The sequence below is a fragment of the Comamonas sediminis genome (assembly GCF_041107495.1).
GTDB classification, from domain to species: Bacteria; Pseudomonadota; Gammaproteobacteria; order Burkholderiales; family Burkholderiaceae_C; genus Comamonas; species Comamonas sediminis.
Window position 1 is genome coordinate 15,714 of sequence record NZ_JBGBDC010000014.1, and the last position, 22,081, is coordinate 37,794.

The 22,081-nt window shown below is 62.2% G+C and carries 21 protein-coding genes and 5 tRNA genes; 18 read left to right on the plus strand and 8 right to left on the minus strand.

Annotation, left to right across the window (positions count from 1 at the left end):
- The first annotated feature begins 1 nt into the window (after position 1).
- The 10 genes from atpB (at position 2) to AB7A72_RS23520 (ending at position 8,732) form a co-directional block, all read left to right on the plus strand.
- Entirely contained in the window at positions 2-865 is an 864-nt protein-coding gene (gene atpB, locus AB7A72_RS23475; RefSeq protein ID WP_239810324.1) for a F0F1 ATP synthase subunit A, read from the plus strand.
- A gap of 52 nt (positions 866-917) precedes the next feature.
- Positions 918-1,166 carry a F0F1 ATP synthase subunit C gene (atpE, locus tag AB7A72_RS23480; protein ID WP_021025615.1) on the plus strand — a complete coding sequence of 83 codons (249 nt, stop codon included), beginning with the start codon at positions 918-920 and terminating at the stop codon, positions 1,164-1,166.
- Positions 1,167-1,201: 35 nt separating this feature from the next.
- Positions 1,202-1,672: a F0F1 ATP synthase subunit B gene (locus AB7A72_RS23485; protein ID WP_021025616.1), complete on the plus strand. Its 471-nt coding sequence runs from the start codon at positions 1,202-1,204 to the stop codon at positions 1,670-1,672.
- Positions 1,673-1,684: 12 nt separating this feature from the next.
- Positions 1,685-2,233, plus strand: coding sequence for a F0F1 ATP synthase subunit delta (locus tag AB7A72_RS23490; protein WP_239810325.1), 549 nt, complete (start codon positions 1,685-1,687; stop codon positions 2,231-2,233).
- A gap of 42 nt (positions 2,234-2,275) precedes the next feature.
- Positions 2,276-3,835 carry a F0F1 ATP synthase subunit alpha gene (gene atpA, locus AB7A72_RS23495; protein ID WP_230775531.1) on the plus strand — a complete coding sequence of 520 codons (1,560 nt, stop codon included), beginning with the start codon at positions 2,276-2,278 and terminating at the stop codon, positions 3,833-3,835.
- An 18-nt stretch (positions 3,836-3,853) separates the two neighbouring features.
- Positions 3,854-4,726, plus strand: coding sequence for a F0F1 ATP synthase subunit gamma (gene atpG / locus AB7A72_RS23500; RefSeq protein WP_239810326.1), 873 nt, complete (start codon positions 3,854-3,856; stop codon positions 4,724-4,726).
- Positions 4,727-4,760: 34 nt separating this feature from the next.
- On the plus strand, positions 4,761-6,164 hold the full coding sequence (gene atpD / locus AB7A72_RS23505; RefSeq protein ID WP_239810327.1) for a F0F1 ATP synthase subunit beta: 1,404 nt from the start codon (positions 4,761-4,763) through the stop codon (positions 6,162-6,164).
- A gap of 71 nt (positions 6,165-6,235) precedes the next feature.
- Positions 6,236-6,652 carry a F0F1 ATP synthase subunit epsilon gene (locus tag AB7A72_RS23510; protein ID WP_021025621.1) on the plus strand — a complete coding sequence of 139 codons (417 nt, stop codon included), beginning with the start codon at positions 6,236-6,238 and terminating at the stop codon, positions 6,650-6,652.
- Positions 6,653-6,892: 240 nt separating this feature from the next.
- On the plus strand, positions 6,893-8,227 hold the full coding sequence (locus AB7A72_RS23515; protein WP_369461304.1) for an OprD family outer membrane porin: 1,335 nt from the start codon (positions 6,893-6,895) through the stop codon (positions 8,225-8,227).
- A gap of 115 nt (positions 8,228-8,342) precedes the next feature.
- Positions 8,343-8,732, plus strand: coding sequence for a Fur family transcriptional regulator (locus tag AB7A72_RS23520; protein ID WP_312531543.1), 390 nt, complete (start codon positions 8,343-8,345; stop codon positions 8,730-8,732).
- 18 nt (positions 8,733-8,750) lie between these two features.
- Here AB7A72_RS23520 and AB7A72_RS23525 read toward each other — a convergent pair whose 3' ends face one another.
- The 4 genes from AB7A72_RS23525 to AB7A72_RS23540 all read right to left on the minus strand — a co-directional run bounded on the left by AB7A72_RS23525 (position 8,751) and on the right by AB7A72_RS23540 (position 12,123).
- Positions 8,751-9,938 carry a DUF1624 domain-containing protein gene (locus AB7A72_RS23525; RefSeq protein WP_369461305.1) on the minus strand — a complete coding sequence of 396 codons (1,188 nt, stop codon included), beginning with the start codon at positions 9,936-9,938 and terminating at the stop codon, positions 8,751-8,753.
- Positions 9,939-10,059: 121 nt separating this feature from the next.
- Positions 10,060-10,578 carry a TPM domain-containing protein gene (locus tag AB7A72_RS23530; protein ID WP_369461306.1) on the minus strand — a complete coding sequence of 173 codons (519 nt, stop codon included), beginning with the start codon at positions 10,576-10,578 and terminating at the stop codon, positions 10,060-10,062.
- Positions 10,578-11,516 (minus strand): TPM domain-containing protein, encoded by a 939-nt coding sequence (locus tag AB7A72_RS23535; RefSeq protein ID WP_369461307.1) that lies wholly within the window; start codon positions 11,514-11,516, stop codon positions 10,578-10,580. The genes AB7A72_RS23530 and AB7A72_RS23535 overlap by 1 nt, the downstream gene beginning before the upstream one ends.
- A 4-nt stretch (positions 11,517-11,520) precedes the next feature.
- Complete coding sequence (locus AB7A72_RS23540) at positions 11,521-12,123, minus strand: LemA family protein (RefSeq protein ID WP_239810333.1); 603 nt, start codon at positions 12,121-12,123, stop codon at positions 11,521-11,523.
- Positions 12,124-12,253: 130 nt separating this feature from the next.
- Between AB7A72_RS23540 and AB7A72_RS23545 the strand changes: the two genes are divergently transcribed.
- Positions 12,254-12,823 carry a DUF2946 family protein gene (locus tag AB7A72_RS23545; protein WP_369461310.1) on the plus strand — a complete coding sequence of 190 codons (570 nt, stop codon included), beginning with the start codon at positions 12,254-12,256 and terminating at the stop codon, positions 12,821-12,823.
- A 29-nt stretch (positions 12,824-12,852) separates the two neighbouring features.
- Here AB7A72_RS23545 and AB7A72_RS23550 read toward each other — a convergent pair whose 3' ends face one another.
- The 4 genes from AB7A72_RS23550 to AB7A72_RS23565 all read right to left on the minus strand — a co-directional run bounded on the left by AB7A72_RS23550 (position 12,853) and on the right by AB7A72_RS23565 (position 19,931).
- Positions 12,853-13,752, minus strand: coding sequence for a c-type cytochrome (locus AB7A72_RS23550; RefSeq protein WP_239810335.1), 900 nt, complete (start codon positions 13,750-13,752; stop codon positions 12,853-12,855).
- Positions 13,753-13,945: 193 nt separating this feature from the next.
- Positions 13,946-15,385, minus strand: coding sequence for an efflux transporter outer membrane subunit (locus AB7A72_RS23555; RefSeq protein WP_239810336.1), 1,440 nt, complete (start codon positions 15,383-15,385; stop codon positions 13,946-13,948).
- Positions 15,378-18,596, minus strand: a complete 3,219-nt coding sequence (locus AB7A72_RS23560) for an efflux RND transporter permease subunit (RefSeq protein ID WP_369461308.1) — start codon at positions 18,594-18,596, stop codon at positions 15,378-15,380. The genes AB7A72_RS23555 and AB7A72_RS23560 overlap by 8 nt, the downstream gene beginning before the upstream one ends.
- A 15-nt stretch (positions 18,597-18,611) precedes the next feature.
- Positions 18,612-19,931: an efflux RND transporter periplasmic adaptor subunit gene (locus AB7A72_RS23565; protein ID WP_369461311.1), complete on the minus strand. Its 1,320-nt coding sequence runs from the start codon at positions 19,929-19,931 to the stop codon at positions 18,612-18,614.
- 230 nt (positions 19,932-20,161) lie between these two features.
- Here AB7A72_RS23565 and AB7A72_RS23570 point away from each other — a divergent pair, with 230 nt between their 5' ends.
- The 7 genes from AB7A72_RS23570 to AB7A72_RS23600 all read left to right on the plus strand — a co-directional run.
- Positions 20,162-20,797: a TetR family transcriptional regulator gene (locus tag AB7A72_RS23570; RefSeq protein WP_369461309.1), complete on the plus strand. Its 636-nt coding sequence runs from the start codon at positions 20,162-20,164 to the stop codon at positions 20,795-20,797.
- Positions 20,798-20,922: 125 nt separating this feature from the next.
- A tRNA-Arg gene (locus tag AB7A72_RS23575) sits at positions 20,923-20,998 on the plus strand.
- A gap of 344 nt (positions 20,999-21,342) precedes the next feature.
- Positions 21,343-21,419, plus strand: a tRNA-Arg gene (locus tag AB7A72_RS23580).
- 153 nt (positions 21,420-21,572) lie between these two features.
- Positions 21,573-21,658 (plus strand) — tRNA-Tyr (locus AB7A72_RS23585).
- 53 nt (positions 21,659-21,711) lie between these two features.
- Positions 21,712-21,785, plus strand: a tRNA-Gly gene (locus tag AB7A72_RS23590).
- A 39-nt stretch (positions 21,786-21,824) separates the two neighbouring features.
- Positions 21,825-21,899 (plus strand) — tRNA-Thr (locus tag AB7A72_RS23595).
- Positions 21,900-21,965: 66 nt separating this feature from the next.
- A partial coding sequence (locus AB7A72_RS23600) for a GTP-binding protein (protein WP_244273727.1) occupies positions 21,966-22,081 on the plus strand: 116 nt, incomplete at its 3' end.

Genomic DNA, 22,081 nt, shown 5'->3' on the forward strand with positions numbered 1-22,081 from the left:
GATGGCCGCAGAAGCGAATGCACCCACTGCAAGTGAATACATCGTTCACCACTTGCAGCATCTTCAGAATATCAAGCAAAAGTCGATCATCGATTTCTCGGTGGTCAACCTTGATTCGATCTCAGTGAGCGTGATCCTGGGCCTGCTGGGCATCTTCGTGATGTGGCTGGCAGCCCGTTCGGCCACCTCCGGCGTCCCTGGTCGTTTCCAGGCGGCTGTCGAGATGCTGGTCGAGATGGTGGACAACCAGGCCAAGGCCAATATCCACAACGCCCAATCGCGCAAGTTCATTGCCCCGCTGGCCCTGACCGTCTTCGTCTGGATTTTCCTGATGAACGCGATGGACATGCTGCCGGTCGATCTGCTGCCGGTGCTGTGGCAAGGTGCCACCGGTGACCACCACGCTTATCTGCGTGTCGTGCCCACCGCCGATCTGTCGACCACGCTGGGTCTGTCGACTGCCGTGCTGGTCCTGTGCCTGTACTACAGCGTCAAGATCAAGGGCCTGGGCGGCTGGGCGCACGAACTGGTGTCCGCTCCCTTTGGTACCAGCAAGAATCCTGTCTTTGCCGTGATCCTCGGCATTGTCAATCTGCTGATGCAGATTATTGAATACGTTGCCAAGACGGTGTCGCACGGCATGCGACTGTTCGGCAACATGTACGCTGGTGAGTTGGTGTTCATGCTGATTGCCCTGATGGGTGGCGCAGCCGCTATGTCGCTCTCTGGTGTGTTGCTCCCCGTGGGGCACATCATTGCAGGCACGATCTGGGCGATCTTCCACATTCTGGTGATTACTCTGCAAGCCTTCATTTTCATGATGCTGACGCTGATTTACCTCGGCCAGGCACATGAAGCTCACTAACTGTTCCCTTTCCTTTTTCTCTTAACCTTTCTTTTTTTTCTCAGGAGTCATCATGGAAAACGTTCTCGGTCTCGTCGCTCTGGCTTGTGGTCTGATTGTTGGTCTGGGCGCTATCGGCGCTTCGATCGGTATTGCTCTGATGGGCGGCAAGTTCCTGGAATCGTCGGCACGTCAGCCTGAGCTGATCAACGAACTGCAAACCAAGATGTTCATCTTGGCTGGTCTGATCGACGCTGCATTCCTGATCGGCGTTGCTATCGCTCTGCTGTTCGCTTTCGCCAACCCATTCCAACTGGCCTAAGCTCCGATCAACGCCGTAGATAGAAAGGTGTTGCCGTGAGTATTAACGCGACCCTGTTCGTTCAGGCCATTGTCTTCTTGATTCTGGTGCTCTTCACGATGAAATTCGTGTGGCCACCTATTGCCAAGGCGTTGGATGAGCGAGCAAAGAAAATCGCCGATGGTCTTGCTGCTGCCGATAAGGCAAAGTCCGAGTTGACAGCTGTGAACAAGCGCGTTGAGGAAGAACTTTCCGCAACCCGCAATGAGACAGCGTCGCGTATCGCGGACGCAGACCGTCGTGCCCAAGCAATCGTAGAAGAGGCCAAGGCCCGTGCTACCGAAGAAGGCAACAAGATCATTGCCGCCGCCCGTGCAGACGCCGAGCAGCAAGTGATCCAGGCGCGCGAATCGCTGCGCGAGCAAGTTGCAGCTTTGGCTGTCAAGGGTGCTGAGCAGATTCTCCGCAAGGAAGTCAATCCTGCGGTACACAGTGATTTGCTCAATCGCCTGAAGACTGAGCTGTAAGGAAGCAACGAAATGGCAGAACTCGCCACCATTGCCCGTCCTTACGCTGAAGCCTTGTTCAAGGCCTGCACCGACAAGGGTGCCGGCTTGAGCGACGCCCTGTCTTGGACGGACGAACTGGCGGCGATTGCCGCCGATCCGGAAATGCGCCAACTGGCCGACAATCCCAACGTCACCAACGAACAGGTGATCGAGGTGATGGCCGGTGTGACGCTGGCACGCGGTTGGGCCTTGTCAGACCTGGCGCGCAACTTCCTGCGCACGGTGGTGGAAAACCGCCGTCTGGATGCGCTGCCTGAAGTGGCCTCGCAATTTCGCGCGCTGGTGAACCGTAACAACGGTTCGTCCGATGCGCTGGTGTACAGCGCCTTCCCCATGGATGACTCCGCATTGAATGCGCTGGGCACCGTGCTGGAAAAACGCTTTGGCCGCCCACTGAATCTGAGCACCACCGTGGACGAGTCGCTGATTGGCGGCGTTCGCGTTGTGGTGGGTGACGAGGTGCTTGACACCTCGGTCAAGGCCCGTCTGGAACAAATGAAAGCAACCCTCACTGCGTAATGCAGTTCGAGGATTCGGCTAAACCATGAAAAGGAGTGAGTAATGCAACTCAATCCCGCAGAAATTTCTGAACTGATCAAGAGCCGCATTGAGGGTCTGTCAGGCAATTCCGATATCCGTAACCAAGGTACGGTGGTGTCGGTGACCGACGGTATCGTGCGCGTGCACGGCCTGTCCGATGTGATGGCCGGTGAAATGCTGGAATTCCCAGCCACCGCCGACGGTCAACCTTCCTTCGGTCTGGCTCTGAACCTGGAGCGTGACTCTGTTGGCGCCGTGATTCTGGGTGAATACACCCACATCTCGGAAGGCGACATCGTCAAGTGCACCGGCCGTATTCTGGAAGTGCCCGTGGGCCCGGAACTGGTGGGTCGCGTCGTGAACGCACTGGGCCAGCCTATCGACGGCAAGGGTCCTATCAACGCCAAGATGACCGACGTGATCGAAAAGGTTGCGCCTGGTGTTATCGCTCGTCAATCCGTGGACCAGCCGCTGCAGTCGGGTATCAAGTCCATCGACGCGATGGTGCCCGTGGGCCGTGGCCAGCGCGAGCTGATCATTGGTGACCGCCAGACCGGCAAGACCGCTGTCGCTATCGACGCCATCATCAACCAAAAGGGCCAAGGCGTTACCTGCGTGTACGTGGCCATTGGTCAGAAGGCTTCGTCGGTCAAGAACGTGGTGCGTGCTCTGGAGCAAGCCGGCGCGATGGAATACACCATCGTCGTGGCCGCTACCGCGTCTGAATCCGCTGCTATGCAGTACGTGTCGGCCTACTCGGGTTGCACGATGGGTGAGTACTTCCGCGACCGTGGCCAAGACGCCTTGATCGTGTATGACGACCTGTCCAAGCAAGCCGTGGCTTACCGCCAAGTGTCGCTGCTGCTGCGCCGTCCACCAGGCCGCGAAGCGTTCCCTGGCGACGTGTTCTATCTCCACAGCCGCCTGCTCGAGCGCGCAGCCCGCGTGAACGCGGACTACGTGGAAGCCTTCACCAAGGGTGAAGTCAAGGGTAAGACGGGTTCGCTGACGGCTCTGCCCATCATCGAAACCCAAGCTGGTGACGTGTCGGCCTTCGTGCCTACCAACGTGATCTCGATCACCGACGGCCAGATCTTCCTGGAAACCAGCCTGTTCAACGCCGGTATCCGTCCCGCTATCAACGCCGGTATCTCGGTGTCCCGCGTGGGTGGTTCCGCTCAGACCAAGCTGATCAAGGGCCTGTCCGGCGGTATCCGTACCGACCTGGCACAGTACCGTGAACTGGCTGCTTTCGCACAGTTCGCCTCTGACCTGGACGATGCAACCCGCAAGCAACTGGACCGCGGTGCCCGCGTGACCGAGCTGCTCAAGCAAGCCCAGTACAGCCCGCTGCCCGTCGCTCTGATGGCCGCTTCGCTGTTTGCCGTGAACAAGGGTTTCATGGACGACATCGAAGTCAAGAAGGTTCTGTCCTTTGAATCGGGTCTGCACCAGTTCCTCAAGACCAGCTACGGCGCCTTGGTGGACCGTCTGAACGAGAAGAAGGCTTTCGACAAGGAAGGCAAGGACGAAGCTGAACTGACTGCAGCCATCACTGCATTCAAGAAGTCCTTCGCTTAATCCGGTCGAGGAGTCATCATGGCAGCAGGCAAGGAAATACGCGGCAAGATCAAATCGGTGGAAAACACCAAGAAGATCACCAAGGCCATGGAAATGGTTGCCGCATCCAAAATGCGCAAGGCGCAGGAGCGGATGCAGGCAGCCCGTCCATACAGCGAAAAGATTCGCGCAATTGCAGCTCACCTGAGCCAGGCAAACCCCGAATATGTTCACCCCTTCATGGTGTCGAATGACGTCAAGAAGGTGGGCGTGATCGTGGTGACGACTGACAAGGGCCTGTGCGGCGGCATGAACACCAATGTGCTGCGTGCCGTGACGAACAAGCTCAAGGAACTGCAATCCGCTGGTGTCAGCACGGAAGCCGTGGCCATTGGCAGCAAAGGTCTGGGCTTTCTGACGCGCGTGGGTGTCAAGGTGGTGGCCAACGCTACCGCCCTGGGCGATACGCCGCATCTGGATGCGCTGATCGGCCCGGCCAAGGTTTTGCTCGACCAGTACGCTGAGGGCAAGCTGAGCGCGGTCTATTTGTGCTACACCAAGTTCATCAATACGATGAAGCAGGACTCGGTTGTGGAGCAGTTGCTGCCCCTGTCGCAAGATGCGATCCAGGGCTCGGCACCGGCTGCATCCCACGGCTGGGACTATATCTACGAGCCCGATGCGCAAAGTGTGATCGACGAGCTGCTCGTGCGTTATGCGGAATCGCTGATCTATTCGGCCGTTGCAGACAACATGGCTTCCGAGCAGTCTGCACGCATGGTGGCCATGAAGGCCGCCACCGACAACGCCGGCAACGTCATCAACGAGTTGAAGCTGATCTACAACAAGACGCGTCAGGCTGCGATTACGACCGAGTTGTCGGAAATCGTCGCAGGCGCCGCGGCTGTGTAATACAGCTCGACTGAAATCAATATTGGAGCAACAAATGGCTCAAGTACAAGGCAAGATTGTTCAATGTATCGGTGCGGTGGTGGACGTTGAGTTCCCCCACGGCAGCGTGCCTAACGTGTATGACGCACTGAAGCTCGAAGGCACTGCCCTGACGCTGGAAGTGCAGCAGCAGCTGGGCGACGGCGTGGTGCGTACCATTGCGCTGGGCTCGTCGGACGGTCTCAAGCGTGGCCTGATGGTCACCAACACCGGCAAGGCGATCACCGTGCCCGTGGGCAAGGCAACCCTTGGCCGCATCATGGACGTGCTGGGTAACCCCATCGACGAACGTGGTCCTGTGGACCAGGCGCTGACCGCTTCCATCCACCGCAAGGCCCCCGCTTATGACGAGCTGGCCCCTGCACAGGAACTGCTGGAAACCGGCATCAAGGTGATTGACCTGGTGTGCCCTTTCGCCAAGGGCGGTAAGGTCGGTCTGTTCGGTGGTGCCGGTGTGGGCAAGACCGTGAACATGATGGAGCTCATCAACAACATCGCCAAGGCGCACAGCGGTCTGTCCGTGTTCGCCGGCGTGGGTGAGCGTACCCGTGAAGGTAACGACTTCTACCACGAAATGTCGGACGCCGGTGTGGTGAACCAGGAGTCGCTGAACGACTCGAAGGTTGCCATGGTGTACGGCCAGATGAACGAGCCACCAGGAAACCGTCTGCGCGTGGCGCTGACCGGCCTGACTATGGCTGAAGCGTTCCGTGACGAAGGCAAGGACGTGCTGTTCTTCGTGGACAACATCTACCGCTACACGCTGGCCGGTACCGAAGTGTCCGCACTGCTGGGCCGTATGCCATCGGCGGTGGGCTACCAGCCTACGCTGGCCGAAGAAATGGGCCGTCTGCAAGAGCGTATCACCTCGACCAAGGTGGGTTCGATCACCTCGATCCAGGCCGTGTACGTGCCAGCGGACGATTACACCGATCCATCGCCAGCAACGACCTTCGCTCACTTGGACTCCACCGTGGCGCTGTCGCGTGACATCGCTTCGCTGGGTATCTACCCTGCGGTGGACCCCCTGGCGTCGACCAGCCGCCAGCTGGACCCCCAAGTGGTGGGTGAAGAGCACTACTCGGTAGCCCGCCAAGTGCAGGGTACCCTGCAGCGCTACACCGAACTGCGCGACATCATTGCGATTCTGGGTATGGACGAACTGGCTCCCGAAGACAAGCTCGTCGTGGCCCGCGCTCGTAAGATCCAGCGTTTCCTGTCGCAGCCTTTCCACGTTGCTGAAGTGTTCACGGGCGCTCCAGGCAAGTACGTGCCGCTGTCGGAAACCATCCGCGGCTTCAAGATGATCGTCAACGGCGAGTGCGACCACCTGCCCGAGCAAGCCTTCTACATGGTTGGCACGATCGACGAAGCCATCGAGAAGGCGAAGAAGATCTAAGCTTTGCAGAACGGGCTGCAGCACGCAGCCCTTCTCGCGAACTAGTTTCTTTTTCACTCTGAGGATCCAAGATGAACACCTTCCACGTTGATGTGGTCAGTGCTGAAGAATCCATCTTCTCCGGCGAAGCCCGCTTTGTGGCTTTGCCTGGTGAAATGGGCGAACTCGGTATCTACGCCCGCCACACGCCGTTGATCACCCGCATCAAGCCGGGTTCGGTGCGCATTGAGAAGGCCGACGGCGGCGAAGAGTTCATCTTCGTGGCTGGTGGCATTCTCGAAGTGCAACCCGACTGCGTGACCGTGCTGTCCGACACCGCTGTGCGCGGCAAGGACCTGGACGAGCAAAAAGCGGTTGAAGCCAAGCAAAAGGCCGAAGAAGCCCTCAAGAACGCCAAGGGCGAGCTTGACCTGGCCAAGGCCCAATCCGAGCTGTCCGTCATGGCAGCCCAGATTGCCGCCCTGCAAAAATACCGCAAGAAGCGCTGATCCGCTGTCTGCGCAACTGCCACAGAAGAACCACCGCATGCGGTGGTTTTTTTATGCCGGTGCCGGATGGCTTGCTACAGCGGGCCGGCATCCTGGTACAAGGTGGGCGATACGCCGCTGTCTGGCATGCCGCTGTCCGCGGAGGTACCAAAGCGCGCGCAGCATCACTTCACGGCTATCGTCAGCCGCGCCTGGGCGCCACGGCTGAACGGCCACCGCAATTTTCAGCGACACAAGACAATGACCTATTTCAAATGGATGGCGCGCAGCGGCGGCCTGGCGGTGTTGGCCGTGGCCGCAGGCCATGCGCAGGCGGGCGCGCAGGACGAGGCCAAGGGCCTGGTCGAGGGCGCGAGCCTGGGCATGGTCAACCGCATGGTGTATGAGCAGCTGGATTACCGGCGTGGCGACAGCACCCGCGTGGTGTCCGGCGGCGCGCGTTCGGACAAGGCCGCCGAAGCCGCCTATGGACTGATGCTGAACTTCAGCTCGGGCTACACGCAGGGGCTGATCGGCCTGGGGCTGGATGCACATGCCTATGGCGGCACCAACCTGGGCTCGGAGGCGGACAAGGTGCGCAGCAATCCGCGCTATATCGCCAAGGACGGCAGCGACCTCCAGGACAGCTTTGGCCGCGCCGGTGCCGCACTCAAGCTGCGCTGGTCGTCCACCGAGCTGAAAGTGGGCGAGATGCGCACCAAGAACCCGATCTTCCACTCGTCCGACACCCGCCTGCTGCCCGAGACCAACCGGGGCTGGCTGATCAGCAGCAACGATATTCCGCAGCTGAGCCTGCAGGCCGGCCGCTTTACCGGCTGGGCCGACCGCAATGCGCGCAAGAATGGCCAGCCGCTGCTGGCCAATTACGCGGGTGTGCAAGGCGATGCCTTCAGCTTTGCCGGCGGCAGCTGGGCCACGCCCTGGAGCGGGCTGAGCCTGTCGAGCTATATGGGCCAATACGAGGATGTCTGGAATACCTGGTACCTGGGCGGCTTCTACAAAAAGGCGCTGGCCGATAAGCAAAGCCTCTCGCTGAGCCTGAACCTGTACCGCAACCAAGACACCGGTGCCGCCAAGGCCGGCAAGGTGGACAACCTGACCTGGAGCCTGATGGCCACCTATTCGGCCGGCATGCACCAGCTGGGCCTGGGCTACCAGAAGGTGGATGGCGACACACCGTTCGACTATGTGAACCGGGGCTCCATCTGGTTGGAAAACGCGATGCAGCTGTCGGACTTCAATGCGCCGCACGAAGCCTCGTGGCAGCTCAAGTACGAGGCCGATCTGGGCCAGTGGCTGACACCGGGCCTGCGCGCGGGCGTGGCCTATACACGCGGCTCGGGCATTGACTACAGCCGTGCCGGCAGCGTGTATACCAACTACCTGGGCGCCACCGGCAGTGGCGGCCGCCACTGGGAGCGCGACATGCTGCTGCGCTACACCGTGCAGCAGGGCCAGGCCAAGGGCCTGGCGCTGCAGCTGCGCTATGGCGTGCACCGAGCCAACCAAACCCAGGGCGAGCTGAATGTGAACCAGGTGCGCCTGCTGGCCGAGATGCCCTTGCAGATTTTCTGACCTGCAAGAGCAGGGCAGCGCCTGCCCGCCGGCGCTGCCTGCAGGCGGCGCCCCGAGCGGCTATGATGGGTACACCCTCGATTGCCTTCGTTCCCCGGAACGCCCCTGTCAGACTATGCAACGTCCTACCCGCCAGCGCGCCGCCATCGCCGATGCCTTTGCATCGCAAGGCCGTCCTCTCTCCCCCCAAGAGGTGCTGGAGATTGCGGGTGCGGCGCTGCCGGCGCTGGGCATTGCCACCGTCTACCGCAACCTCAAGTCAATGACGGAAGAAGGCCTGCTGCGCGTGGTGACCCTGCCCGGTGGCCTGCCGCTCTACGAGCCGGCCACGCATGACCACCACCACCACTTCCAGTGCAACAGCTGCCGCCGGGTGTTTGATATCCCCGCCTGCCCGGGCGATCTCAAGGGCATGGCGCCGCCGGGCTTTCTGGTCGAGGGCCATGAGATCACCTTGTACGGCCAGTGCAAGGACTGCCTCAGCGGTGCAGGGCCTGCAGCCTGAGGCAGCGTAAAAAGCGGCTTAAAGGTACTTGAGCCAGGTGATATCGCGCCTGCGGGCCTTGAAGGCGGCAAAGGCCTTCACCGCCGGGTACAGCGCAAAGCCCATGGCCACCGTGGTGATCCACACCATCCAGATCGCATCAAAGCCAAACACCTCGCCCTGGTTGTTACCCCAGATCGCCTGCGCGCCCAGGTAGAGGAACTTGAGCACATAGAGGTGCAGCACATAGAAGAACATGGGCACGGCGCCAAACACGGTCAGCGGTGCCAGCCAGCGCATCTGTGGCCGGCGCTCGAAAGCGCGCAGCAGCAGCAGGCCGATGCCCAGGGTCAGCGCCAGAAACAGCAGCGAGGGCGGGTACTTGGTGATGTTCAAAAAGCCCATCAGGCTGACCATCAGCGAGTCGCCCACCACCCAGGGCTTGTCGCCATACACATTGGCGGCACGCAGCAGCACAAAGCCGACCAGCAGGCCCAGGCCCCAGGTCAGCAGGCGGCGCTGGCGCTGCAGTGCATCGGCACCCTTGGCAAACCAGGGGCCCATCGCATAACCCAGCGCAATCACGCCGATCCAGGGCAGCAGCGGGTAGGAGGTGCGCAGGCGCAGGCTGCTGCTCACATCGATCCAACCCCGGTCATGCAGCACGGCCCAAAGCGTGTGCAGCGCATGGTCGGGCGCAAAGTGCAGGTGGTCGAGCAGGTTGTGGCCGGCGACCAGCAGCAGACCCAGCGGAATGATCAGCCGCCGGGGCAGCCACACCAATGCCGACAGCATCAGCATCGACAGGCCAATGGCCCAGATCACCTGCAAGAAGATCTTGGTGGGCGGGAACTGGAAGGTCCAGGCAAAGTTGACCACGGTCACTTCCAGCAGCACCAGAAACAGCCCGCGCTTGAAGAGAAAGCCCGAAGCCGCAGCGCGCCCATCTTCGTACTTGCTGCCGTACAAAAAAGCCGACAGGCCCGTGAGCAGCACAAACACGGGTGCGCACAGGTGGGCGAGCAAGCGGCTGAAGAACAGCTCCGGCGCGGTGGCGGAGACATCCATCGGGTCCGGCACCTGGTGGTGCAGGTAGAAGGTCTCGCGCACATGGTCGATCAGCATGAAGAGGATGACCAGGCCGCGCAGCGCGTCGATGGATTGCAGGCGGCTGGCGCCCGGCAAGGCAGCAGGGCTGCGGGGGAGGATGGGGGTGTCGGAGGACATGGAGCAGGCGGGCGAGATGGGCAGGCGAAATGCGCATCAAATGATATTGATTGCGCATTATCATTTATATCCGCTGCCTGATCGGGCTGGGAGGCCGAAATTCGCCCCCTGTGCGCCGTGCTCAGCCGATCAACGGCTGGTCATCGAGCTCATTGTCTGCCGCCCATGGTGCGGCGCCGCGCGGAAACTGCTGCTCCAGATGGCGCGATACCTGGCCAATGGCCGCCAGCAGGGCTTTTTCATACTGGCCGCTGCGCAGGTCAGCGGCCAGGCTGTCGACCATCGCCTGCCATTGCGGGCCGCTCACGCAGCGCGATACCGCGCGGTCGGCGACGATCTCGATCGCATGGTCGGTCAGCAGCAGGTAGATGAGCACGCCATTGTTGTGCTCGGTATCCCAGACGCGCTGCTTGCCAAACTGCATCACCGCGCGCTCGCGCGCTGGCGCATCGCGGCGGATATAGCTCCAGGGCAGGGTGCTTTCCACATAGACGCGGATCTGGCCGCTGTGCCTGGCCTCCGAGGCCGCGATGGCCTGGGCCAGGCGCTGCCGGGCGTCGTCAGGCAAGGCATGGGAGGCATCACGCTCCAGAAAGCGGTGGCGCAGTTGCCTGCCCCAGCGTTGCAACCAATGGCCCATCACCAACTCCCCGAGGCGCCACCGCCCCCAAAATTGCCGCCGCCGCCGGAGCTGAATCCGCCGCCCCCACCGCCGCCGCCACCAAATCCACCCCCGCCAAAGCCGCCTCCGCCGCCAAAGCCTTCGCCACCCCCGCCAATCGAGCTGCCTCCGCGCATCGTGCCGGCCAACAGCACTACAAAGAGGGCGGCAACGCCAGCGCCAATGCCCAGCAGCACGCTCGATGTCAGCCATGCCGCTACCAGGCCTGCGGCGCCACCGGTGGCGAGCGAGCCCAGCGCACGGCCCAGCATGCTGCGCAACACGCTGCCGCCCACCATCACGAAGATGAAGAAGAACAGCAGCAGCTGCGCCGGGTCGTCGGGCAAGGCCGATGACGCCTGGTTGCGGCTTGGGGCGGTGGTGCGGGGCGGCGGCAGCGCCTCGCCCTTGATCAGCGCGCTGATCTGGGCCACGCTGTCGCCAATGCCCACGGCAAACTTGCCAGCCTGGAAGGCCGGCTTCATCGTCTCGTCAATGATGCGCGCGGCGCGCAGATCGGGGATTGCGCCTTCCAGGGTTTTGGCGACCTCGATGCGCATGCGCCGTTCGTCCTTGGCGACCAGCACCAGCAGGCCATCGCCCACGTCCTTGCGGCCAATCATCCAGGTGCTGGCCACACGGTGCGCATAGGCAGCAATGTCTTCGGGACTGGTGCTGGCGACCATCAGCACCACCACCTGCGCGCCGGTGTCACGCTCCAGCGCCGTGAGCTGGGCTTCCAGCTGGGCCTGCTCCTGCGCGCTCAACGTGGCAGTCTGGTCGATCACATGGGCGCTGAGCGCTGGCACCGGCTGCACGGCAGCCCGCGCCGGCGTGCTGAACCAGGGCAGCAACAGGGCCGCCACCAGGGCCAGCAGCCAGGCCGGCCGGGGGCGCCAGGCGGGCATCGACGCCATGCGCTTACTTCCGCTCAGACGAGAAGTCCACGGTCGGCGGCTGGGAGATCTGGGCCTCGTTCTGCACCGTGAAATTGGCCTTGGGCTGGTAGCCAAAGACCTTGGCGGTCAAGTTGGTCGGGAACTGGCGGGCCTTGATGTTGTAGGCCTTGACAGTGCCGATATAACGGTCACGCGCAACGGCGATACGGTTTTCCGTGCCTTCCAGAGTCACGCGCAGATCGCGGAAAGCCTGGTTGGCCTTGAGCTCGGGGTAGCGTTCCGACACCACCATCAGGCGCGACAGCGCGCTGGACAGCTCGCCCTGGGCCTGCTGGAACTTGTTGAAAGCCTCGGGGTTGTTCACCAGCTCGGGCGTCGCCTGGATCGAGGTGGCCTTGGCCCGCGCCTCGATCACTTTGGTCAACGTGTCTTGCTCGAAGTTGGCCTCACCCTTGACGGAGGCCACGATGTTGGGCACCAGATCCGCACGGCGCTGGTACTGGCTCAACACCTCGCTCCAGGCGGCTGTGGACTCTTCGTCCAGCCGTTGGAAATCGTTGTAGCCGCAGCCCGTCAGTGCCAGCGCCGCCGTTGCCACCACCAGAAATCTTTTCCATGCGTTCATGAGGGCTCCTTGCCATTTCAGAGCCGCCATTGTTACCCATCTGGCAGCGGTCCATTGTCAGCGATTATTGACGGTGAGGCGGCCCAGGCGCTGGCATGGCGGGCGGTGGGGCATGCAGTACGATGCGCGGATGGACGATATCGTGAAACAAGCCATGGCCAAATGGCCGAACGTGCCCGCCTGCTGGGGCTGGCTGGCGCTGGACGCGCGCGGCAACTGGTGGCTGCGTGATGCACAGGCGCAGGCCGCCGGGGCGTTTACCAGCGGCCTGCCAGGCGCCAAGGGGTCGCGGGTAGAGCATGACAAGCTCGCGCAGTTCATTGCACGCAACTACCTGGCCGATGCCCAGGGCTGCTGGTATTTCCAGAATGGCCCGCAGCAGGTGTTTGTGGAGCTGGAGGCGACCCCCTGGGTCTGGCGCGCGCAGTGGCGCGACGAGACCCTGCATCTGCATGCCCATACCGGCGCGGTAATTGCCCCTGCGCAGGTGCAGGCGGTGCTGGCCGATGAACAAGGTGCCGTCTATCTGCACACCGGCCAGGGCCTGGGCATCGTGCATACACAGGATGTGCTGGATGTGTCGCAGGCGCTGGAGCAGGGCCTGCTGCCCGAGCCGACCGAGGTGGCCAGCGTGCTGCTGGAAAAGCGCTATGGCTTTGTGCGCTCACCGGCCGCGCAGAAGGCGGCGGGCCAGGCTTGATCGTTTAGGGTGCGCGGTGGGCTACCCGCTTACTGCGCATGCTCCACCATGTACTGCACGGCGGCATGGATCTCTTCATCCGATGCGCTGGAGCCGCCGCGCGGGGGCATGGCGCCCTTGCCGCTGATGGCGATCTTCACCATGCTGTCGATGCCTTGGGCGATGTAAGGCGCCCAGGCGGCCTTGTCACCAAACTTGGGCGCGCCCGCCACACCAGCGGCATGGCAGACAAAGCAGGCCTTGTCATACAGCGCCTTGCCATTGACGGCTGCATTGGCGGTAGGGGCGGCTGCAGGTGCTGCGGCTGCAGCCGCTGCTGGCTCGGCAGGGGCCGCTGCAGCGGCGGCCGTAGCAGTTGCAGGGGCAGCAGCGGCCGGCGCTGCAGCAACCGGGGCAACTGGGGCAGCACTGCCTGCATCGGCGCTAGCAGCGGCAGGGCGCTGGGGCTCATCGAACTTGGCGCCTGCGGCATTGGCCATGTACACCACGCCACGGGCGATTTCGGTGTCTTCGAAGTCACCACCGCCTTGGGGGGCCATCGCGCCCTTGCCGGCGATGGCCGAATGCACCAGCGCTTCGAGGCCGGTCTTGATGCGCGGCGCCCAGGCAGCGGCATCTTCAAACTTGGGGGCACCGGCAGCGCCGGTGGCATGGCAGGCAGCGCATTGGGCCTGGTAGACCTCCTGGCCGGATTTGAGGGGGCGGTTGGCATCGCGTATTTCGACCGAGCCTACTTTCTGCAGCCGGCTTTCGATGGAGCCTGCGTTATCGGCGGCGCCGGGGCCGGATTTGTTGGCCGAGGTCACATAGGTCACGAGGCCAATGATGGCGAAGACCGGAATCACAAAAGCAAAGATCACCGTCCACAAAAATTGCTTGGGTGATTTGACGGGGCCTGTATGTGCTTCTTCTTGCTGGATGTCGCTCATGGCTTCCTCAAATTCTCTGGGGGCTTGTTGTTCATCGTGCAGAGGCCAAAATCATTATATCGACGGGTTTTTTGGCTGGGCCTCCGGGCTACTACCTGCAGGCAAACTGCCACACCTGCGGTGCCGGCGCATAAAAAAATGGCTTGCCAGGGGGCTGGCAAGCCATTGTGGGGCCGCAGTCGCGGGCAGGAACCTATGGTTTGCCAGCAGTGGGCGCCGCCTGAGCGACAGTGTCGCCCGGCGCGGGCTCGGTCCAGCCGCCGCCCAGCGCCTTGTACAGGCCGACCTGGTTCTGCAGCTGGGTCAGGCGCACTTGCACGACGGCCTGCTCCAGCGTGAACAGCGAGCGCTGCGCATCGAGCAGGTCCAGGTAGCTGGCCACACCGTTCTTGTAGCGCAGGTCCGACAGCTTCAGGCGTGCCGACTCGGCCTCGACCTGGGCCTGCTGCGATTGCAGCTGGTCGGCCAGCGTCTGGCGGCTGACCAGGGCATCCGACACCTCGCGGAACGCGGTCTGGATGGCCTTTTCATACTGCGCCGCAGCGATCTTGGTCTGCACTTCCGCCACTTCCAGGTTGGCCTGGTTGCGGCCGGCATTGAAGATCGGCAGGTACAGCGAAGGCGCAATCGTGAAACCCTTGGACTTGGAGTCGAACAGGTCGGACAGCTCGGAGCTGGCAAAGCCGGCGCTGGCGGTCAACGAGATGGCGGGGTAGAACAGCGCACGCGCCGCGCCGATGTTGGCGTTGGCGGCGATCATGGTCTGCTCGGCCTGGCGCAGGTCCGGGCGGCGCAGCATCAGGTCCGACGGCAGGCCCGCTGGCACATCGGCCATCACGGGCAGATCGCTCAGGCGCTTGCCCTGCAGGCTGGTCAGCAGCTCGGCCGGTGGTGTCTGGCCCAGCAGCAAGGTCAGGGCGTTGACGTCCAGCGCGCGCTGGCGCAGTTGCTGGGCCAAGGTGGCCTTGGCGTTTTCCGTCAGCGACTGGGCCTGGCGGTAGTCCAGCTCCGAAGCCACACCGGCATCCAGGCGCAGCTTGGACAGCTTGATCGACTCCTCCCGCGTCTCCAGGGTACGGCGCGAGATGTCGATCAGCTCCTCGTCGGCCTGCAGGGTCAGCCAGGCATTGGCGACTGCCGCCACCAGACTGATCTGGGCAGACTTGCGGCCTTCTTCGGTGGCCAGGTACTGGGCCAGGGCCTGCTCCTTGAGGCTGCTGATGCGGCCAAAGAAGTCAATCTCCCAGCTCTGGATACCGACGCCCACGCTGAAGGCATTGGCATAGCCACCGGTGATCTGGCTGCGCTGGCGCGTGGCCGAGCCGGAGACGCCCACTTCCGGAAAGCGCTGGGCGTCCTGGATCTGGTACAGCGCACGGGCCTGGGCGATGTTGAGCACCGCCACGCGCAGGTCACGGTTGTTGTCCAGCGCGGTCTGGATCAGCTGCTGCAGGCGCGTATCGGTGAAGAAGTTCTGCCAGGGAATATCAGCAGCGGCTTGCTGCGCCTGCTCGGTGGCCACCGGGTACTGCGCAGCCACCGGGGTGGCGGGCCTGTCCAGCGACGGAATCAGCGAGCAACCCGAGGCCAGCAGGGCCGCAGCCAGTACGGTTGGTATCAGTTTCTTATTCATGGTGGGTTCCTTTCCCCACATTGGCAGACAGAACAGCGTCGTGTCCGCGGTCAGGCGAATGCGGCGCGGGCGGGCTGCCTTGCGGTCCCTTGTCCTGCTCGCCCTTGCGGCCGAACAGGCGGAAGACCTCGACAAAGAACACCGGCACCAGGAACACGGCCAGGAAGGTGCCGATGATCATGCCCCAGAACACGCCGGTGCCGATCTCGTGCTGACTCACGGCGCTGGCGCCCGAGGCAATGTACAGCGGCACCACACCCAGGATGAAGGCCAGCGAGGTCATCAGGATCGGGCGGAAACGCAGGTGGCCGGCTTCGAGCGCCGCATCCAGCGCACTCATGCCCTGGTCGTGCAGGTCCTTGGCGAACTCCACAATCAAGATGGCGTTCTTCGCGGACAAGCCGATCACGGTGATCAGCGCCACCTGGAAGTAGATGTCATTGGGCATGCCGCGCAGGTGCATACCGGCCACCGCGCCCAACACACCCAGCGGCACCACCAGCAGCACGGCCAGCGGAATGCTCCAGCTCTCGTACAGCGCTGCCAGGCAGAGGAACACTGCCAGGATCGAGAACGCGTACAGGATCATCGCCGACGAGCCGGCTTTCTTTTCGTCCAGCGACTGGCCGGTCCACTCGTAGCCAAAGCCTTGTGGCAGCTCGGCCGACAGCTTCTCCATCTCCGCCATCGCGTCACCGGTGGTGTAGCCGGGCTTGGCCTGGCCGGTGATGCTCATCGACGGATAGCCGTTGTAGCGCGACATCTGCATCGGGCCGGTGATCCACTTGGCGGTCACCAAGGTGGACAGCTCGACCAGCTTGCCGTCTGCGTTGGGCACCGTCAGCTTCAGCACGTCCTCGGGCTGCATGCGGGTGGCCGCGTCGGCCTGGATGGTGACGCGCTGCATGTAGCCGTTGTTCGGGAAGTCGGTCGAGTTGCTCGAGCCCAGTGCCGTCGACAAGGTCGTGGCAATGTCGCCCATGCTGACCTTCTGCGCATACACCGCATTGCGGTTGATATCGACCTGCCATTGCGGCGCGTCATCCACACCGTCAAAGCGCATGCCGGTCAGAATCGGGCTCTTGCTGGCCTTGGCGATCAGGTCATTGCGGGCCTTGAGCAGTTCGGCATGGCCGTGGTTGCCCCGGTCCTGCAGACGGAAGGTAAAGCCATCGCTGTTGCCCAGCTCGGAGATCGACGGAGGCACCAGGGTGTAGATGAAGCCGTCACGCAGGCTCATCATGGCGCCCATGGCGCGGCCGGCGAACGACGAGGCATCCGAGCCCGGCTTTGTGCGCTCGGACCAGTCCTTGAACACGGTGAAGGCCAGACCCATGTTCTGTGCCTGACCGGCAAAGCTGAAGCCCAGAATGCTCACGATGTTGGCCGTCTCAGGCTGCGCCAGCGCAAAGTCTTCGAGGTGCCTCATGGTTTCGCTGGTGCGCTCCTGGGTGGCACCCGGGGGCAGTTGCACCAAGGAGATCACATAGCCCTGGTCTTCCACCGGCAGGAAAGCCGTTGGCAGCGCCTTGAAGCCAAACACCACACCGACGATCACCGCTGCGTAGACCAGGAAGGCCATGAACGTGCGCTTGACGACGCCAACCAAGGTCTTCTGGTAGCCCTTGGTGGCCTTGCCGAACATGCGGTTGAACCAGTTGTAGAAGGGCCCCAGCAGGCCGGTCTTCTTGTCATGCGCATGGCCCTTGGGGATGGGCTTGAGCATCGTGGCGCACAGCGCTGGCGTCAGGGTCAGCGCGAAGAAGCCCGAGAAGAAGATCGAGATCGCCATCACCAGCGAGAACTGGCGGTAGATGTTGCCGGTCGCGCCCGAGAACATCGCCAGCGGGATGAACACGGTCACCAGAATCACGGTAATACCGACCACGGCGCCCTGGATCTGGCCCATGGCCTTGATCGTGGCTTCCTTGGGCGATAAGCCCTCTTCGGACATGATCCGCTCGACGTTCTCCACCACCACGATCGCATCGTCCACCACGATACCGATCACCAGCACCATCGCGAACATCGACAGAATGTTGATCGTCAGCCCCACGCTGTACATCACTGCAAAGGCCCCGAGCAGCGCAATGGGCACGACGATGGTCGGGATCAGGGTGTAGCGGATGTTCTGCAGGAAGATCAGCATCACGATGAACACCAGCACGATGGCTTCGAGCAAGGTGTGCAGCACTTTTTCGATCGAGATCTTGACGAACTTCGAGGTGTCATAAGGCGCGGCCCACTTCACGCCCGCAGGCAGGAAAGGTTCGAGCTGGTCCATCTTGCTGTAGACCTCCTTGGCGGTCGCCATCGCGTTCGCGGTCGAGGTCAGCTGCACCGCCAGCGCCACGGCGGGCTTGCCGTCCAGGCGCGAGTTGGTGGCATAGCTCTCGGAGCCCAGTTCCACCCGTGCCACGTCCTTGAGGCGCACGGTCGAGCCATCCGAGTTGGAGCGCAGCACCACCTCGCCAAACTCTTCGGGCGTGGACAGCTGACCTGGCACGACGATGGTGGCATTCATCATGGTGCCCGGCAGGCTCGGCGTATCGCCCAGCGCGCCGCCGGAGATCTGCTGGTTCTGCGCGGCAATCGCCGCATTGATCTGCGCGATCGACATGTTGTAGCCCTGCAGCTTGGCAGGATCGACCCAGACGCGCATCGCGCGGCCCGCCGCAAACAGCTGGGCCTTGCCCACGCCGTTCAGGCGCTGGATTTCCGGCACCACGTTGCGGTTGACGTAATCGGAGATTTCGTCACGCGAGGTCTCTCCGGTGTCCGACTGGAAGGTCAGAATCATCAGGAAGTTGCTCATCGACTTGTCGACGCGCACCCCCAGCGATTGCACGATGCTGGGCAGACGCGGCGTGGCGCGTGCCAGCCGGTTTTGCACATCCACCTGCGCCAGGTCGGGGTTGGTGCCGGGCTCGAAAGTCACGGTCAACTCGCCACTGCCCGTGGCAGAGGCAGACGACGACATGTACATCAGGCCTTCGGCGCCGTTGATTTCCCGCTCGATCAGCTGCAGCACCGAATCGGTCAGCGTTTGCGCGGTTGCGCCAGGGTAGGTCGCCGTCACCGTGATCGTAGGCGGTGCCACGCTCGGGAACTGCGCCACCGGCAGTCGGGTAATGGACACGATACCTGCGAGGACCACGAAGATCGCGATCACCCAGGCAAAAATCGGTCTGTGAATAAAGAACTTTGACATTCCGCTGTGTCCTGTTTATTTGCTGGCGGCGGCGTTGCCTGCAGCGTCGGCCGCAGCGGCGGGCTTGTCCGCAGCTGGCGCTGCGGCCTGCGGCGCTGCCCCTGCCGCAGGGGCAGTTGGTGCTGCCGCCTTGTCGCTCGGGTTCTTCCATGGCACCGGCGTGACGTGTGTCGCACCCATGCCCAGCTTGATGAAGCCATCGACCATGACCTGGTCACCTTCCTTGAGGCCTTCGCTCACCACCCAGTTCGTGCCCTTGGACTGGCTGATCTGCACGGGCCGCGGGCTGACCGAACCATCGGCGGCAACGACCATCACCGTGTTGCCCTTTTCATTGCGGGTCACCGCCTGCTGCGGAACCAGCACGGCGTTCTCCACCTGGGCTTCCTGGATATGCACGCGCACATACATGCCCGGCAGCAGCAGGTTCTCGGGGTTGGGCAGCTCGGCGCGCACGCTCACCTGGCCGGTCGCAGGGTCCACCGTCAGATCGGTGAACAGCAGCTTGCCGGGGTGGGGGTAGGGCTTGCCGTCGTCGGTGTAGACGATGACCTTGGCGGCGTTGTCACCGGCCTTGGCCAGCTTGCCGGACTTGAGCGCCTCGCGCATGCGCAGGATCTCCGACGAAGACTGCGTCACGTTCACGTACAGCGGGTTGATCTGCTGGATCACGGCCAGTTCGGTCACACCGCTTTGGCCGACCAGCGCGCCCTCGGTCACCAGCGAGCGGCCAATGCGGCCGGAGATCGGTGCCGTCACCGAGGCATAGCCCAGGTTGATGTTGGCATTGGTCACGCCTGCCTTGCCTGCGGCGACCTGGGCCTGGGCAGCCTTTTCGTTGGCCACGGCCACGTCGTATTCCTGCTTGCTGATCGCATTGGCTTCGACCAATGGCTTGTAGCGGCGCGCGGTGGATGCAGCCTGAGCCAGGGTCGCCTGGGCCTGGGCGAGAGTCGCCTGTGCGCTTTCCAGGTTAGCCCGGTAGGGCGCATTATCGATCTGGAACAGCACCTGGCCGGCCTTCACATCCGAGCCTTCGGTGAACAGGCGCTTTTGCAGGATACCTGCGACGCGGGCACCGACCTGGGCCACACGCACGGGCTCCAGGCGGCCGGGCAGATCGGAGACCACGGGGATGCTCTCCAGCTTCACCGTCAGCACGCTCACCTCGGGAGGCTTGGGCGCGCCCCCTTGCGGTGCTGCGTGTTCGTCTTTCTTGTTGCCGCAGGCAGTCAAGACCAGGGCGGCGACCAGCGTCAAGGCCAGCACGCCGGTCTTGCGGCGGGGGCTGGTAGCGGCTGGGCGGTTCCCGGTAGATTGGTTTGCTTCATACATCTGCTGCATGAAAGTCCCTTCGGTAGGTGAGAAATGGTAAAGATGGAGGCCCCAGGGGCCCTGCAGGGCTTGTCTCACATCCGGACGCGGATGATCCTCAATTCCCATGAAATTGCTGCGCGATTATACATACATGCGCAAATGTATAATTGTCGAAATTTGATAAATAACGCATGTCCTTTGGGTTGACAAACAGGGGGCATGTGCTTGCAAGAACGGAAAAACAAGCGATGGCCCGACGGACTAAAGCAGAGGCAGATGAAACCCGCATCAAGCTGCTGGATGCGGCAGAACAGGTGTTCTTCGAGAAGGGCGTGGCGCGCGCCTCGCTCAACGAAATCGCCCAGCGGGCGGGTGCGACGCGCGGGGCGGTGTACTGGCACTTCAAAGACAAGGTCGATGTTTTTACATCGATGCTCGATCGCATCTGCATGCCCTTTGAGGAAATTTGCGACGACAAATATGGCGAGCTGGCGCCACTTGATCGAATTCGTCGATCAATCTATGCAGTCTTTGACAGTATGGATGGGGACGAACGCCGCCGCAAGGTGTTTGACACGGCGCTGTTCAAGCTGGAATACGTGGGCGAGCTGGAGAGTGTGCGCGAAGGCCATGTCGAGAGCTTCGCCTGCTCGCAACGCAAATTTGCGGCCGATCTGGAGGAGGCTTCCCTTCAGGACCAGGTGCAGATGCAGATGACGCCGCAAGAGGCGGCGCTGGGACTGCATTCCTTGTTTGTGGGCCTCATCCACGGCTGGGTGCTCAATGAAGGCAGCTTTCCGCTGCGCAGCATGGGGGAGAAAGCCGTAGAGGCCTATCTGGCCGGCCTGGGCTTTGGCCCCAGCAAGCTGCCTGCAGGGAGCTGAGGCACTGGGGGTCTGCCGCCCTCATGATGCCGCCCCGGCCCTTGTGCGGCAACTGAGCGGCCAGGGCATCCAAGCCATGCCATAATCAGCGGGTTGATCTGCAGCGCCTTGCGTCTGCAGCTTGTGCGGCTGTAGCTCAGTGGATAGAGTATTGGCCTCCGAAGCCAAGGGTCGTGGGTTCGATCCCCGCCAGCCGCACCAACACCTCACACCTGCTCTGCAAGAGCGCCAACCACCCGCCTGACCAACGCAGCGCGGGTTTTTTGTTGTCCGTGGGGTGCCGGGTGTGAGCGCAGTGGGCTGGCGGTGGGTCTTCGCCTTGTAGCAGCTCCCCTGCTGGCCGGCCGCGCGGCCGTGTCTGCAGAGTACGTGCACTGCATGTGCGCGTAGCTCCCTGGCGGGTCAGCGGGCCGGTGCGATGCTGCCATCACAAGGGAGTGCGCGCCCAGCTACTGTGGTTGACGCTGGGGCTTCGGCATCATTTTTTGAAAAAACCTGGCCAATTCGTTCGAGGCACCCAAAAACAGCCTACAATACGCAGCTTAGCGGCTGTAGCTCAGCTGGATAGAGTACTTGGCTACGAACCAAGGGGTCGTGGGTTCGATTCCTGCCAGCCGCACCAGTTAAGAGCCTCGAGATTCAGGTCTCGGGGCTTTTTATATAGAGTGAAGCATTGTTTTCGGGTTTGTTCGGGTTGCGTCCCTTGAAGAAATTTGCGAGAAATCGGAAGTTTCTAAAAACAGCCAAAAATGATGCTACAATCTAGTTCTTCTTCGGAGGGGTGCCCGAGTGGCTAAAGGGGGCAGACTGTAAATCTGTTGGCTTACGCCTACACTGGTTCGAATCCAGTCCCCTCCACCAGAAATGGTTGAAGAAGAAAGCTTTGCAGCAATTGCGCTTATGGCGCGGTTGATGCGGGAGTAGTTCAATGGTAGAACCCTAGCCTTCCAAGCTAATGACGCGGGTTCGATTCCCGTCTCCCGCTCCAGTCTGCAGTAAAGCGATCCTGTTGCAATTTGAAAAAATTGCCCATGTGGCTCAGTGGTAGAGCACTCCCTTGGTAAGGGAGAGGTCGGCAGTTCGATCCTGCCCATGGGCACCATATTTAAGTGCGCACGGTTCTTGTTGCGCTATATCCCATTAGGTTTAGGTTTTTTCGGAGTCTAGAATGGCAAAAGGAAAATTCGAGCGCACCAAGCCGCACGTGAACGTGGGCACCATTGGTCACGTGGACCACGGCAAGACCACGCTGACGGCTGCTATCGCAACCGTGCTGTCTGCCAA